This window comes from Bradyrhizobium sp. AC87j1 (genome assembly GCF_002936975.1).
GTDB classification, from domain to species: domain Bacteria; phylum Pseudomonadota; class Alphaproteobacteria; order Rhizobiales; family Xanthobacteraceae; genus Bradyrhizobium; species Bradyrhizobium shewense.
The window spans coordinates 1-13964 of sequence record NZ_PTFE01000150.1; the positions used below are offsets into that span (position 1 = coordinate 1).

At 65.1% G+C, this 13964-nt stretch carries 12 protein-coding genes; 8 read left to right on the forward strand and 4 right to left on the reverse strand.

What is annotated here, in order from left to right:
* Positions 1–272 precede the first annotated feature (272 nt).
* The 5 genes from CV770_RS38385 (at position 273) to CV770_RS38405 (ending at position 4793) form a co-directional block, all read left to right on the forward strand.
* Positions 273–971: a cytochrome c biogenesis CcdA family protein gene (locus CV770_RS38385; protein WP_104466023.1), complete on the forward strand. Its 699-nt coding sequence runs from the start codon at positions 273–275 to the stop codon at positions 969–971.
* A gap of 31 nt (positions 972–1002) precedes the next feature.
* A complete protein-coding gene (locus CV770_RS38390; RefSeq protein ID WP_104466024.1) occupies positions 1003–1566 on the forward strand; it encodes a thioredoxin family protein in 564 nt (187 codons plus the stop codon).
* A gap of 101 nt (positions 1567–1667) precedes the next feature.
* Positions 1668–2642 carry a hypothetical protein gene (locus CV770_RS38395; RefSeq protein WP_104466025.1) on the forward strand — a complete coding sequence of 325 codons (975 nt, stop codon included), beginning with the start codon at positions 1668–1670 and terminating at the stop codon, positions 2640–2642.
* A 432-nt stretch (positions 2643–3074) separates the two neighbouring features.
* Positions 3075–3668, forward strand: coding sequence for a L,D-transpeptidase (locus CV770_RS38400; RefSeq protein ID WP_104466026.1), 594 nt, complete (start codon positions 3075–3077; stop codon positions 3666–3668).
* Positions 3669–3755: 87 nt separating this feature from the next.
* Positions 3756–4793: an amino acid ABC transporter substrate-binding protein gene (locus tag CV770_RS38405; RefSeq protein ID WP_091964568.1), complete on the forward strand. Its 1038-nt coding sequence runs from the start codon at positions 3756–3758 to the stop codon at positions 4791–4793.
* 202 nt (positions 4794–4995) lie between these two features.
* Here CV770_RS38405 and CV770_RS38415 read toward each other — a convergent pair whose 3' ends face one another.
* Positions 4996–6135 carry an acyl-CoA dehydrogenase family protein gene (locus CV770_RS38415; RefSeq protein WP_104466028.1) on the reverse strand — a complete coding sequence of 380 codons (1140 nt, stop codon included), beginning with the start codon at positions 6133–6135 and terminating at the stop codon, positions 4996–4998.
* Between the two features lie 171 nt (positions 6136–6306).
* Positions 6307–7521 (reverse strand): acyl-CoA dehydrogenase family protein, encoded by a 1215-nt coding sequence (locus tag CV770_RS38420; protein ID WP_104466029.1) that lies wholly within the window; start codon positions 7519–7521, stop codon positions 6307–6309.
* Positions 7522–7658: 137 nt separating this feature from the next.
* Between CV770_RS38420 and CV770_RS38425 the strand changes: the two genes are divergently transcribed.
* Entirely contained in the window at positions 7659–8204 is a 546-nt protein-coding gene (locus CV770_RS38425) for a carboxymuconolactone decarboxylase family protein (RefSeq protein WP_091964570.1), read from the forward strand.
* Positions 8205–8294: 90 nt separating this feature from the next.
* Positions 8295–8789 (forward strand): VOC family protein, encoded by a 495-nt coding sequence (locus CV770_RS38430; RefSeq protein WP_104466030.1) that lies wholly within the window; start codon positions 8295–8297, stop codon positions 8787–8789.
* A gap of 91 nt (positions 8790–8880) precedes the next feature.
* Here the strand turns inward: CV770_RS38430 and CV770_RS38435 are convergent, their stop codons facing one another.
* Both CV770_RS38435 and CV770_RS38440 read right to left on the reverse strand, forming a co-directional pair.
* Positions 8881–10116, reverse strand: a complete 1236-nt coding sequence (locus CV770_RS38435; RefSeq protein ID WP_104466031.1) for an MFS transporter — start codon at positions 10114–10116, stop codon at positions 8881–8883.
* 164 nt (positions 10117–10280) lie between these two features.
* Positions 10281–11528, reverse strand: coding sequence for an MFS transporter (locus tag CV770_RS38440; protein ID WP_091964572.1), 1248 nt, complete (start codon positions 11526–11528; stop codon positions 10281–10283).
* 195 nt (positions 11529–11723) lie between these two features.
* Here CV770_RS38440 and CV770_RS38445 point away from each other — a divergent pair, with 195 nt between their 5' ends.
* Positions 11724–13793 (forward strand): prolyl oligopeptidase family serine peptidase, encoded by a 2070-nt coding sequence (locus CV770_RS38445; protein WP_201760223.1) that lies wholly within the window; start codon positions 11724–11726, stop codon positions 13791–13793.
* The last annotated feature ends 171 nt before the right edge of the window (positions 13794–13964 follow it).

Here is a 13964-nt window from a genome sequence, read left to right on the forward strand (position 1 = left end):
CATTCCCTCCCCCCTTGTGGGGGAGGGGCAGGGAGGGGGGTGCCGCACGGGGACTCTCTCGATTTTGCACGCGGAAATGAGCGGAGATGGATGGACCATTTCCTGGGCTACCCCTCTCCCCTGCCCTCCCCCACAAGGGGGGAGGGAGCGCACTGCCGCTGCGGCTAACGGGCTGCCTCGCAAACCCGCTCCCCGTCACGAAGCCGTGACGCTCCGTAACGATCGCCCCATCCCGCCCGAACTCCCCTCGTGACCTCCTTCACGCGTGCCCCATGCTCGAACTTGTCTTCGCCGTCCTTGCCGGCATCCTCACCATCGCCGCGCCCTGCACGCTGCCGATGCTGCCGATCCTGCTTGGCGCCTCGATCGGGCGCGCGGGGCATCTGCGCCCGGCGATGATCGCGCTCGGCTTCGTGCTTTCCTTCTCGGCGACCGCGCTGCTGCTCGGCGCAATCACCCGCCTGTTCGATTTCGATCCGAATGTGCTGCGCGAAGCCGCCGCGATCCTGCTGCTCGGCTTTGGCCTATTGATGCTGTGGCCGGCGCCGTTCGAATGGCTGTCGAGCCGGCTCAATGGCTGGCTCGATCTCGGCAATTCCGGCGCTACCCAGCGCGAGGGCGCGCTCGGCGGGCTCATCCTCGGCACCACGCTGGGCCTGGTCTGGACGCCCTGCGCCGGCCCTGTGCTCGGCTCGATCCTGACGCTGGTTGCGACCTCGAAGAACCTCAGCTGGGCCGGCACGCTGCTGATCGCCTATGCGATCGGCGCCGCGATCCCGATGCTGGGAATAGCCTATGGCGGGCAGGCCGCGACCACGCGGGTGCGCAGCCTGGCGCGGATCTCGCCGCGGCTGCAGCAGGGCTTTGGCATCGTCGTGATCGGCTTCGCGGTCGCCGCCTATTTCCAATACGACACGCTGATCGTGGCGTGGCTCACCGGCTTCTATCCCACCGGCCAGATCGGCCTGTGATCATCCCTCATCTTCACCGGAGGACGCTTCCATGACTTTCAAGCTGCTCGCCGTCTCGGCCGCCCTGATCGGCTTCACCGTCACCGGTGCCGTCATTCCCGGCGTCTGCGAGGAGGCCGCGCGCGCTGCGCCTGTCCTCACCGCCGCCGCAAGCCAGCAGACCGCGCCCGACTTCGCCGGCATCAACAACTGGTTCAACTCGAAACCACTGAACATGGCCGACCTCCGCGGCAAGGTCGTGCTGGTCGATTTCTGGACCTATGGCTGCGTCAACTGCGTCAACACGCTGCCGCACGTGACCGACCTCTATGCCAAGTATAAGGACAAAGGCCTGGTCGTGGTCGGCGTCCACACGCCGGAATTCCCGTTCGAGCGCTCCGCCTCCAACGTGCAGGCCGCGCTCAAGCGCCACGGCATCACCTATCCGGTGGCGCAGGATAACGATTCGAAGACCTGGAACGCCTACAGCAACCGGTACTGGCCGGCGCAATACATCATCGACCAGACCGGCAAGATCGTGTTCCAGCACGCCGGCGAAGGCCGCTACGACGAGATCGACCGCACGGTGGCGAAGCTGCTGAACGTCAATAGCTAGGCGCGGCGGGCATGGGGCGGCAGGTTTCAGCTGTCGCCCTTGTTGCTTGACTCCCCGGACCCGTCCGTGGAGTTTCGCGGCAACGGAATCAGCCGCCCGCAATGAACGACGTCACCACCAGCACCGACATTCGCCTTCGAGAAGGCGCCTCGATCGCGCAGCGGCTGGTGATGTCCGGCTTTGCGGCCGCCGTTGCGCTCTGCTTCACGCCGGGCCTGTTTACGCACGACACGCTGGAAATCATCATATCGGTGGCGGCGCTGCTGGTGGGAGCCGGGTTCGTCGTCGGCATCATGATGGCGCCGGCGGTGGTGTGGATCATCACGCCTGGCGAGATCCTGATCGGGCGGCAAAGCCCGTTCGGAAAGCTGCGTACGCGCATCGTCGCGAAGGACGTCATCACGAGGCTGCAGGTTCCCGGCAGCAAGCGGGTGAAGGCCCGCTTTCAGCTCGTCTTCACGCTGACTTCGGGAGAGCGACTGACGTCCCCGCCGATCTCCGACGTCACCCATGTGCGCGATACCGTGGCCCGGATCGCGACGCAGTTCGAGGTTCCCAATGTCGAGGAGCCCGTCAACCCGCTCGATGCCAGCAATCCCGAGATGCATCTCGGCGAGCCGCTCGAGGCCTTTTCCGCGCGGGACATCCGCATCGTGTCCCTGATCGCCGTTGCATTGTCCGCCCTGCCCTATGCCTACAAGCTGTGGCGCGGATGGCCGCCCACCCATGTCGACATCCTGCTGCTTCCGCTTGGTGTGATCGCGGCGTTCGCCGTGCATCGCTATGCCAACCTCGTCACCGGCGCGTTCTGGATCATCCGCGAGGAGGACATCCGCGTCGAACGCCTGTGGGGCGACGGCACGCCGCGCGCCGACCAGATCGAGGGGCGCGACGTGAAGACGATCACCGTCGAGCGCCGCGGCCGGTCCGAGGACGAGCACTGCATTGTCACGATCCGCCTGCACTCGGGACGGCGGTTTCGCAGCCCGCGGATCGGCTCGCGGGTGGAGGCGCGCGCGGTGGGGACGGAGATTGTAAGGCGGCTCGGGATCGCGCCGGAGAGCAACAAGATCTGACGATGACGGAGATAAGGCCCGACTGGCTCCCCGATTGGGTGCGCTCCCTCCCCCCTTGTGGGGGAGGGCTAGGGAGGGGGGTAGCCCGGAAAAAGGTGTCGGTGGTTGGCGCTGCCGAGTGTGGTGTGCGACGGCGAGAATCCCCATGCGGCACCCCCCTCCCCCACAAGGGGGGAGGGAACGGAGAGAGCGCCGCATTGGCCAAACACGATGGAGCTTCACTCCATCACGCACAAAAGCGCTTCACCCTTGGGAAGCCAAAATCTAAGCTTTTCGCGCCATCCCCTGTTTGTGGCATTGCCAGGCGGGCGTCAAAAAACCAAAGCATTCTCGTGACATATCAGGGTGGCGCGCCATCAACTTGCCATGAACATGCCCCTCAGGTTTGATGGTTCCGAATGATTTGCGCCGTGGCAGTGGGGAGAGCTTGAAATGACGGATTTTCGTCGCCTGACCGGGATGTTCGTGGCCGCGATCGGCCTGATCCTGTCTGCACCACAGGCCATCGCGCAGCAGCCTGATCGCGGCGACGAGCCGGGTCTGGTCGCCGACGACGGCTACCAGCTCGAGCCGGAATGGCAAAAGCAGGTGGTCTATTTCCGCACCACCGAGACGCCGGGCACCATCATCATCTCCACCGCCGAGCGCCACCTTTACCTGGTGCAGCCGGGCGGGCGCGCGATCCGCTACGGCATCGGTGTCGGCCGTGACGGTTTCCAGTGGCAGGGGCTGGTGAACATCACCAATAAGAAGGAGTGGCCGGACTGGACGCCGCCGCCGGAGATGATCCAGCGCCAGCCCTATCTGCCGCGCTTCATGGCCGGCGGCCCCGGCAATCCGCTCGGGGCCCGCGCCATGTATCTCGGCACCACGGTCTATCGCATCCACGGCACCAACCGCCCCGACACGATCGGCACCAAGGTGTCCTCGGGCTGCTTCCGTCTCGTCAACAACGACGTCGCCGATCTCTATGAGCGCGTCCCCGTCGGCACCAAAGTGGTGATCCGGCAGAAGCCCGAGCTCTGAGGTTTTTGATCCGGGCATGGTCCTCCGGACCATGCTCGTCGCCTTCCCTCCTGATTCCTTTTCCCGATTTTTCGAGAGAGCAACATGATGCGCACTTTTCGAGGCGGCCTGCTGATCGGGCTCGCGGTCGCCGTGCTGGTCGCCGTTCTGGCCATCATCTACGAGTTCTACGACACCCGCACGCTGAAGCGCACCGTGCGCCGCGGCGAGGTGCTGTGCGGCGTCAACAAGGGCCTGCCGGGCTTCTCGTACTCCGAGGACAACAAGAACTGGACCGGCTTCGACGTCGATTTCTGCCGCGCGGTGGCGGCGGCGATCTTCAACGATCCGGGCAAGGCGAAGTTCATCCCGCTCGATGCCGGCGAGCGCTTCAAGGAATTGCAGAGCCGGAAGGTGGACATCCTCTCGCGTAACTCGACCTGGAGCATGGCGCGCGAGCTCGACTACGACCTCTATTTCCCCGCGGTCGCCTATTACGACGGCGCAGGCTTCATGCTGCCGCGGTCGCGCAACAAGGAGACCTCGCTGGACCTGACCGGCAGCAAGGTCTGCGTCCAGGCCGGCACCACGACGGCACTCAACGTCGCCGATTACTTCCGTGCCAACAACATGAAGTATGACGAGGTGAAGTTCGACAAGCTCGACGAGGTCGTGAAGGCCTACGACACCGGCAAGTGCGACACCCTCTCCGCCGACGTCTCCCAGCTCTACGCGCTGCGGATCAACCTGGCGAAGCCCGGCGACAACATGATCCTGCCGGACATGATCTCCAAGGAGCCGCTCGCCCCCGTGGTGCGCCAGCGCGACGACGATTGGATGATGATCGTGAAGTGGACGCTCTATGCGATGATCAACGCCGAAGAGCTCGGCGTCACCTCGGAGAACATCGACGAGGCCCTGAAGTCGAAAAAGCCGGAAGTGATGCGCCTCGTCGGTACCGAAGGCAATTACGGCGAGCAGCTCGGCCTCACCAAGGACTGGGCCGTCCGCATCATCCGCCACGTCGGCAACTACGGCGAGATGTACGAGCGCAACATCGGCGAGAAGTCGAAGCTGAAGATCCCGCGCGGCATGAACCAGCTGTGGAACGCGGGTGGCGTGCAGTACGCGCCGCCGATGCGGTAAGGAAGAGGCGGCTCTCTCTGCTGTCGTCCCGGCGAACGCCGGGACCCATACCGCGTGATCTATCGATAAGCACAGGTGACAGTACCGCGGAGAGACTCTTCAAACTCCGAGCCTTCGTCAAATTACTCCCTGGGGTTATGGGTCCCGGCGTTCGCCGGGACGACACCCGGGGTGAGGCACCATCGTGCCTTGGGCCGTCGCCTCAATACCCCCGCGCGCGCGCCAGCTGCTCGGTGTGGTAGTTGGCGTCGCCGAACAATTCCTCGCATACCCGGGCACGCTTCATGAAGAAGCCGATGTCGAACTGGTCGGTCATGCCCATGCCGCCGTGCATCTGCACGCCTTCCTGCACCGCGCGCGTGGCGGTGGTGCCGGCGCGGGCTTTTGCCACCGCGACGGCCGATGTTGCCTTGGCAACATCGGCATCTAGCGCCTGGAGCGCCTTCATCGTGGCGGCGCGGGTGATCTCGATGTCGACATAGAGCTCGGCGGCGCGATGCTGCAGCGCCTGGAATTCGCCGATCAGCTTGCCGAACTGCTTTCTGTTTTTGAGGTACTCGACGGTACGGTTGAAAACTTCTTCGCTGAGGCCGACCATTTCGGCGGCGACCGCGCCACGGCCGATGTCGAGCACGCCGTCGAGCAGCGCGGCGCCCTGATCGACCTCGCCAAGCACGCTGTCGGCATTGACCTCCACATTGGTGAGCTCGATCCGCGCCGCGTTGTGCGCGTCGACCATGATGGTGCGCTCGATCGCGACGCCCTTGGCCTTGGGGCTGACCAGGAAGAGCGTCAGGCCGTCGCGCTCGCCGGCGGAACCGGCAGTGCGCGCCGCGACGATGAGCAAATCAGCAACGTGGCCATCGACGACCAGCGCCTTAGCGCCCGAGAGCTTGAAGCCGTTGCCGGCGCGCACGGCCTGCAGATTGGTCTGCAGCGGGCGATGCTTTGCGCCTTCGTCGATCGCCAGCGTCGCGAGCAGCGAGCCGCTCGCGATCTTCGGCAAATATTCCGAATTCTGCGTGGCATTGCCGCCGCGGTTCAGCGCCGAGGCCGCAACCACGCTGGTGGCGAGGAATGGCGACGGCATCAAGGTGCGGCCGATCTCCTCCATCACGACACCGGCCTCGACATAGCCGAGCCCGCTGCCGCCGAACTCTTCCGGCACCAAAAGGCCGGCGAAGCCCATCTCGGCGAAGGAATGCCAAAACTCCTTGGAGAAGCCGGTGGGGTCTTTGCTGTCGCGCAAATGGCGCAGGTGCGACACTGGCGCCTTGTCGCTGATCAGGCCGCGCGCGGAGTCGCGGAGCATTGATTGTTCTTCGGTGAGGACGAGGGCCATGTGCGTGTTCCGATTCGAAATCTATTTTGGGTCGTCATTCCGGGATGCGCCGCAGGCGCAGGCCCGGAATCCATACTCCCGACAGGTGGTTCTGGATTCTCAGATGCGCAATTGCGCATCTTAGCTCGCGCTGCGCGCGCCCCGGAATGACGGGTGGTGAGAGTGTGCGCCCTACGCCCCCGGCAAATCCAGGATGCGCTTGGCGACGATGCCGAGCATCACCTCGGTCGTGCCGCCCTCGATCGAATTGGCCTTGGTGCGCAGCCAGGCGCGCGGGCGGGCGCCCTGCTTGGAGCGCTCGCTCTCCCATTCCAGCGCATCGACGCCGCCGGCCGACATCAGGATCTCGTAGCGGCGCTTGTTAAGCTCGGTGCCGTAATATTTCATCGCCGACGAGAACGCCGGATGCGCTTGTCCCGCCTTGGCGAGATCGACCGCGCGCTCGGCGCACGCCGCAAGCGCGGCTTCATCGACGTCGAACGTCGCGATCTTGCCGCGCAGCATGGAATCATCGAGCCGCCCCTGCGTATCGGTGCCGACGGAGTCTGCGGCGATCTGACCGAGCGGACGGCCGACGCCGCGCTCGCCCATCCCGGAGATCATCGCGCGCTCGTGCTGCAGTAGGTATTTCGCAACGTCCCAGCCGCGGTTGACGGTGCCGACCACATGCGATTTCGGCACGCGGACGCCGTCGAAGAAAGTCTCGCAGAACGGCGAATAGCCGGAGATCAACAGGATCGGCTTGGTCGTCACGCCCGTCGAGGTCATGTCGAACAGGATGAAGCTGATGCCGTCATGCTTCTTGGCGGCGGGATCGGTACGGACGAGGCAGAAGATCCAGTCGGCGTAGTTGGCGTAGGAGGTCCAGATCTTCGAACCCGTGATGACAAAATCGTCGCCATCGCTCTCGGCGCGGGTCTGCAGCGAAGCAAGGTCGGAGCCGGCATTCGGCTCGGAATAGCCCTGGCACCAGCGGATCTCGCCCGCCGCGATTTTCGGCAGGTGCTCCTTCTTCTGCGCGTCGTTGCCGTATTTCAGCAGCGCCGGCCCGAGCATCCAGATGCCGAAGCTCGACAGCGGCGGCCGCGCGCCGATTCTTCCCATCTCGGCGCGCAGCACCTTGTGCTCGGCTGCGCTCAAACCTCCGCCGCCATATTCCCTAGGCCAGTCAGGCACGGTCCAACCCTTGTCGCGCATGCGCTCGAACCAGATGCGCTGCGGCTCGGACGAGAACTTTGCGTTGCGTCCGCCCCAAAACACGTCGGCATCCGACGCCGCGGGCTTGCGCATCTCCGGCGGGCAATTGGCTTCCAGCCAGGCGCGCGTCTCAGCGCGGAATGTTTCGAGTTCGGCGGTCTCAGAATCGCTGGTTTTGGAGTCAGTCATTGGTCGTTTCCATCAATCAAATTCGACTTGTTGGGGCGACTCTGGGCCAAGCTCCCGCGGAATTCAACCACTTCCGCGACCCGCATTCCGCTATAGTCGCGACCAGGACGGTGCTTGAAAACAAAGAGGAAACGACGATGCGCCTGAAACTTCTTTCGCCTGGCGAAATGAACGAGAGCCAGCGGCAGACCTATGACGAGTCGATTGCCGGCAAGCGCGGCAAGCCGCCGGCGCCGATGATGGCCTGGCTGAACAGCCCTGAGATGGCCCGTCACGCCACGCGGCTCGGCGAAGTCCTGCGCTTCGACACGATATTCCCCGCAAAGCTTTCGGAGATTGCGATCCTGGTGACGGCGCGGCACTGGACCGCGCATTACGAATGGTACGCGCATAAACGGCTGGCACTGGCGGGCGGCATGAAGCCAGAGATCATCGACGCGATCCGCGACCGCCGCACGCCCGAGTTCGACGATCCCAGGGGCAGGATGATCTACGACGTGGCGAAATCGCTGCACGAGGGCCATGGCGTCGAGAAGGGCCTCTATGATGAGGCGGTGAAGCTTCTCGGTGAGCGCGGCGTGGTCGAGGTGATCGGATTGTGCGGTTACTACACGATGGTGTCGATGACGCTGAACACGTTCGAATTCGAGCTGCCCGAGGGTGAGGTGCCGGAGCTGGCTTAGTTTCTGTTTCCGGAAACGCTGGGTTTCGGAATGGGCCGTCGCAATGTGCCGCAGCCCGCCTTATCTGCTGGTTTTCAACGGAGTATTCCCATGCCGCATAGCCCAGCCGTCGCCGCCGGCACCAGGATCGGCCACGTTCACCTCAAGGTCGCCGATCTCGATCGTGCGCTCGGCTTCTATTGCGGCGTGCTCGGCTTCGAGCTGATGCAGCGCATGGGCTCGGGCGCGGCCTTTATCTCGGCCGGCGGCTATCATCACCACATCGGGCTCAACACCTGGGAAAGCAAGGGCGGCTCGCCGCCGCCGCCTGATGCGACCGGGCTCTATCACACCGCCATCCTCTATCCGACGCGCGCCGCGCTCGCCGATGCGCTGCACCGCGTGCGCTCGGCCGGCATTGCGCTCGATGGCGCCAGCGATCACGGCGTCAGCGAGGCGCTTTATCTGCGCGATCCGGATGAGAATGGCGTCGAGCTGTATTGGGACAAGCCGAGGGAGCAATGGCCGTTCGGGCCGGATGGCAAGCTTGCGATGTTCACGAAACGGCTGGATGTGGAGGCGTTGTTGAGGGATCGGCAAGGATAGTCTCGTAGGGTGGGCAAAGCGAAGCGTGCCCACGAAATCCTGCTGACTCATCGAGCAATCGTGGGCACGGCGCTTTGCGCCTTTGCCCACCCTACGGGAGCTTCGCCCGGGGCTTGCCCCGCACCATGATCAACGCCGCCGCTACCACCTCCAGCGCGATGCAGAGATAGAACGGCAGCGAATAACCGCCGGACCAATCGCGCAGAAAGCCAACGACGCCGGGGCCGAACGCGTAGGTCACCTGGTTGATCGCGGTATTGAGGCTGATCAGCACGCCGAACGAGGCCGAATCGAACTCCTGCTGCACGATCAGCGACGGCAGCGTGATCAGATTGCCGACGGAGAAGCCGAACACCGCGCAGGCCGCGATCAGCACGTAATCGTTGTGCAGGTTGATGACGACCAGAAGCGCCGCGGCCTGGCTGAGGAACGACAACGCGGAGGCCAGCCGCTGGTTGAGACGATCGATCACCAGCGAGAACAGCACGCGGCCGACCACCGCCATCGCGGTCAGCACCGCGACGGCGACCGCCGCGCGCTCGCGGCCGATCACGGGATCGAGGAACGAGATCAGATGCACGATGAAGCCGACCTGCGCGAACAGCACCAGCGCAAACGCAATCGTCACCGTGAGGAAGCCGACATCGCGCAGCGCCCAGGTGCGGATCTGCGTCGATGATTGCGGCTTCGCCTTCGCCGCCGCGTGCCAGCCATGGTGATCGGGCGGCCGGCCGACGAGAACAAGGATCACCGGCAGCAGCAGCACCAGCATGGCGCCGGCAGCGGCGTACATCGCGCTGGCAAAGCCGACATGGCCGATCAGCGTCACCAGCAGCGGCACGCCGACGATGCCGCCGAAGCTGGCGCCGTTCAGCGCCAGACTGATCGCCATGCCGCGCTTGTGGTCGAACCACAGGCTGATCGTGTTGGTGATCATGGCGAGGCTCGTGCCGGCCCAGCCGAAGGCGAGCACGGCGTTGGCGAGATAGAGCTGCCAGGGCTCGCGCACCGCGCCGATCGCAACGCTAGCTGCCGCCATCGCCAGCGTGCCGGCGATCAGGCAGAGGCGCGGACCGTATCTCCTCACGGCTTCGCCGACGAACACGACGAGCAGCGCGCCGAACAGATAGAAGAACGTGGTGCCCGATGAGATCAGCGTGGTCGGCCAGCCCCGCGCGCGCTGGAGCTCGGCGACATAGACGCTCTGACCGTAGAAGCCGAGCCCCCAGCCGAAGGTCGCCAGCAGGAAGCAGACCGCGACGATGCGCCAGCCTTCGTAGCGAAGGGAGGATTCATCGATCGCTGGGGCTTGGGGATTGTCGAGCATCGCCGCTTACTCCGTCATGCCCGGGAATCCACGTTGTTCGATCCCAGCACCTAAGACGTGGATGGCCGGGGCAGGCCCGGCCATGACGACATCTAAATAGCCCTCGCCTTAAAATCACTTCGACCTGGATCGAAGTATCAACGTTGCTGACAATCTCCTGCCAGTCAAATCGCGTCCGGGAACTCGCCCATCGCCGCCTCCAGCCGCGCCTTGCGGCGGCGGGCCCAGGAGACCAGCGAGAGCACGGCAAGGCCCAGCACCACCGGCGGGAACACCACCAGGTTCACCGCCGACCAGCCGTAACTGGCGAGCAATTGTCCGGAGGAGAACGAGCCGATCGCCATCATGCCGAACACCAGGAAATCGTTGAAGGCCTGCACCTTGTTGCGCTCCTGCGGGCGGTGCGTCTCCAGCACAAGGGCTGAAGCACCGATGAAGGAGAAATTCCAGCCGACACCGAGCACGATCAGCGTGGCCCAGAAGTGCATCGCGGTGAGACCGGAGAGACCGATGCCGGCGGCGCCGGCTTCCAGCAGCAGGCCGGCGGCCACGACCTTCGGTGCGCCGAAGCGGGCGATCAGCGTGCCCGTGAAGAAGCTCGGCCCATACATCGCGACGATGTGCCATTGAATGCCGAAATTGGAATCGGACACGGACAGCCCGCACATCTTCATGGCGAGCGGCGCCGAGGTCATCACCAGATTCATCATGGGATAGGAGATGATGCCGCACAGCGCCGCGGCGACGAAGCGCGGCTGGGTCACGATGGTGAGCAACGGCCGGCCGCCATGCAGATCGGCCGGTGCGGGTTTGGGCATATCGACGCCGGCGACGATGCCCATGGCGATCAGCGCTACTGCGGCCTGCACCAGGAAGCTGAAGGCGAACAGATAGGGCTGCCAGACATCCATGGTCCATTGCACGAGCTGCGGACCGAGCACGCCGGCGAACACGCCGCCGGCCATCACCCAGGACACCGCCTTGGGCCGGTAGGCCGCGCTGGCGCCGTCGGCAGCGGCGAAGCGATAGGACTGCGCCACGGAGCCGTAGAGGCCGCCGAGGAAGGTCGCGATGCAGAACAGCGCGAACGAGCCGTGCAGGATCGCGAACGAGCCGAGCACGCCGGTGAGCGTGCCGAGAGCGGTGCCGATGACGAAGGCCGCGCGGCGGCCGAAGCGGCGCGAGATCGCGCCGGTCGGCAGCGTGCCGGCGGCAAGTCCGACCACATACATCGAGATCGGTACCGTCGCGAACGACATGTCGGGCGCGAGCGTGGCGCCGACGATCGCGCCAGTGGCGAAGATCACGGCCGAGTTGGCGCCGGTCAGCGCCTGGGCTGCGGCGAGGCGCACCACATTGGCGCGCACGCGAGCGTCGTCGGCGATCTCATGGGCAGAAGTCACGTCAAGCATCGGCTTTTTCTGCCCGAACGGGCTCAAGGGCTTGTTGATTCCCGGCACTATGGAGGGACGCGCGTGGCCGGGCAACCGGCGCAAACGGGCGCAGGCCATGCCTCTGACGCAATCGGTGCGATGATAGCGGGCTGCGCACTTGACGGCTTGCGCTCGATCAAATCCTATCCGCCGCTATTTTTCGGAGTTTCGTTCATGACCGTCGACGACAGGCCCACGCTCAGCGCTCCCGACGACGATCCCTGGCTGTGGCTGGAGGAGATCGAGGGCACGCAGGCGCTCGATTTCGTCGAGCGGCAGAACAGCCTGACCCTCGCGGCGTTCGGTGGCAAAGCCTTCGAGCACGACCGCGACATCCTCGCAGCGATCTACGATCGCCCGGACAACATTCCCTATGTCAGCCGGCGCGGCACCGACCTGCACAATCTCTGGAAGGACGCCGCCAACCCGCGCGGCCTGTGGCGGCGGACCACGCTGACGGAGTTTCGCAAGGCTGCTCCTGCGTGGGAATCCATGCTGGATATCGACCAGCTCGCAGCGCGCGAAGGCGAGGACTGGCTGCTGAGCGGGATCGCCACGACGCCGGGAAGCTCGCGCGCCATTTTGAGCCTGTCGCGCGGTGGCAGCGACGCTGTGACGTTGCGCGAATTCGACCTCGTTACGAAGAGCTTCGTGGCGGACGGCTTTACACTGCCGGAAGCCAAGGGCGGCGCGGACTGGCTTGATGCCGACACGCTGTTGCTGTCGAGCGCGCATGGCGAGGGCATGGTGACGGACTCCGGATACTCGCGGACAGTTCGCCTGTGGCGGCGCGGTCAGCCGGTCGATCAGGCTGAGGTGATCATCGAGACCACCGCCGATCACATGATGATCTATGGCGGCGCTGACGACACCGGACCTGAGCCGCGGGTCTGGATCGTCGAGCAGATCGACTTCTTCAATCACGCGGTCTGGCTGCGCGATGCGGCAGGTCGCATGACGAAGCTCGATCTGCCGACCGGGATCTGGCTGCAGGCCCATGGCGACTGGTTCGCGATGAAGCTGCGCAAGGACTGGACGGCCGGCGGGCGGACCTACGCCACCGACACCGTGCTCGGCATCTCACTGTCGGCATTCCTGAACGGCAGCCGCGATTTTGCGGTGCTGTTCGAGCCGGCGCCGCGGCGCGCGTTGCAAGGCCTGTTCTGGGCGGCGGGCAATCTCGTGCTGTCGATCCTCGACGAGCTGCGTCCGCGCTTTGAGATCTGCACGCCGTCGGCCGCCGGCTGGAGCCGCGAGACGCTTCCCGGCCTGCCGCAAATCGGCGTCGTCGACGTCTGGCCGCTCGATCGTCATCCCAGCGAGAGCAACGGCGATTTGCTCGCCAATGTGCAGGATCCGCTCACCCCGCCGTCGCTGCTGTTGATCGAGCGCGGCGTCGCAAGCCCGGCCGTGCTGAAGCAGGCGCCGAAGACGTTCACCGCCGACGGCCTCGTAGTGACCCAGCACGAGGCGATCTCTGTTGACGGCGAGCGCATTCCCTATGTCCAGACCGGCCCGGGCGGCGAGACCGGCGATGCGCCGGTCTATATGAGCGCCTATGGCGGCTTCGCCCATTCGGTGAAGCCGTATTACAATTCCTCGCTCGGCAAGCTCTGGCTGGAGCGCGGCGGCACCATCGTGCAGGCCAATTTGCGCGGCGGCGGCGAGTTCGGCACGCGCTGGCACGATGCCGGCCGGCTCGCCGGCAAAAAACTCTCGCACGACGACTTCGCCGCGGTCGCAGCCGATCTCGTCCGCCGCGGCGTGACGAGCGCAAAACGCATCGCGGCCCAGGGCGGATCGAACGGCGGCATCCTCATCACCAACATGCTGGTGCGCTACCCCGAGCGCTTCGGCGCGCTGTTCTGCACCATCCCGCTGATCGACATGCGCCGCTACACAAAACTGCTCGCGGGCGCGAGCTGGATCGCGGAATATGGCGATCCCGACAAGGCCGAGGACTGGGAGTGGCTGAAAACCTACTCGGCCTATCACAATGTAAAAGCCGGCCAGACCCTTCCGCCGATCCTGATCGCCACCACAAGGCGCGATGACCGCGTTCATCCCGGCCACGCCCGCAAGATGGCGGCCAAGCTGCAGACCATGGGCTACGAGGCCTGGTTCTACGAGCCGGAAGCCGGCGGCCACGGCTATGGCAAGGACAACAAGGAGCGCGCCGGCTTCGAGGTGCTCGGCTTCCGGTTCTTGAAGGAGAAGATCGGGTGGAGGGATGGGGAGGCGTGAGGCGTCTTGCAAGGTGATAGCCACGGGCGGTCCTTGCCTCTCCCGCTTGCGGGAGAGGCCGACGCGCTCGAAGAGCGCGGCGGGTGAGGGTTTTCTCCTCTGGGGGATGTCCCGTTGCGGAGATACCCCCTCCCCAACCCTCCCCCGCAAGGAGAGGGAGCGCACCGTTGT

Coding starts and splice junctions, on each gene's coding strand:
- CV770_RS38435 (WP_104466031.1), bottom strand. CDS start 10,116: ATGCTCGACAATCCCCAAGCCCCAGCGATCGATGAATCCTCCCTTCGC.
- CV770_RS38440 (WP_091964572.1), bottom strand. CDS start 11,528: ATGCTTGACGTGACTTCTGCCCATGAGATCGCCGACGACGCTCGCGTG.
- CV770_RS38430 (WP_104466030.1), top strand. CDS start 8,295: ATGCCGCATAGCCCAGCCGTCGCCGCCGGCACCAGGATCGGCCACGTT.
- CV770_RS38425 (WP_091964570.1), top strand. CDS start 7,659: ATGCGCCTGAAACTTCTTTCGCCTGGCGAAATGAACGAGAGCCAGCGG.
- CV770_RS38395 (WP_104466025.1), top strand. CDS start 1,668: ATGAACGACGTCACCACCAGCACCGACATTCGCCTTCGAGAAGGCGCC.
- CV770_RS38390 (WP_104466024.1), top strand. CDS start 1,003: ATGACTTTCAAGCTGCTCGCCGTCTCGGCCGCCCTGATCGGCTTCACC.
- CV770_RS38420 (WP_104466029.1), bottom strand. CDS start 7,521: ATGACTGACTCCAAAACCAGCGATTCTGAGACCGCCGAACTCGAAACA.
- CV770_RS38445 (WP_201760223.1), top strand. CDS start 11,724: ATGACCGTCGACGACAGGCCCACGCTCAGCGCTCCCGACGACGATCCC.
- CV770_RS38400 (WP_104466026.1), top strand. CDS start 3,075: ATGACGGATTTTCGTCGCCTGACCGGGATGTTCGTGGCCGCGATCGGC.
- CV770_RS38405 (WP_091964568.1), top strand. CDS start 3,756: ATGCGCACTTTTCGAGGCGGCCTGCTGATCGGGCTCGCGGTCGCCGTG.
- CV770_RS38415 (WP_104466028.1), bottom strand. CDS start 6,135: ATGGCCCTCGTCCTCACCGAAGAACAATCAATGCTCCGCGACTCCGCG.
- CV770_RS38385 (WP_104466023.1), top strand. CDS start 273: ATGCTCGAACTTGTCTTCGCCGTCCTTGCCGGCATCCTCACCATCGCC.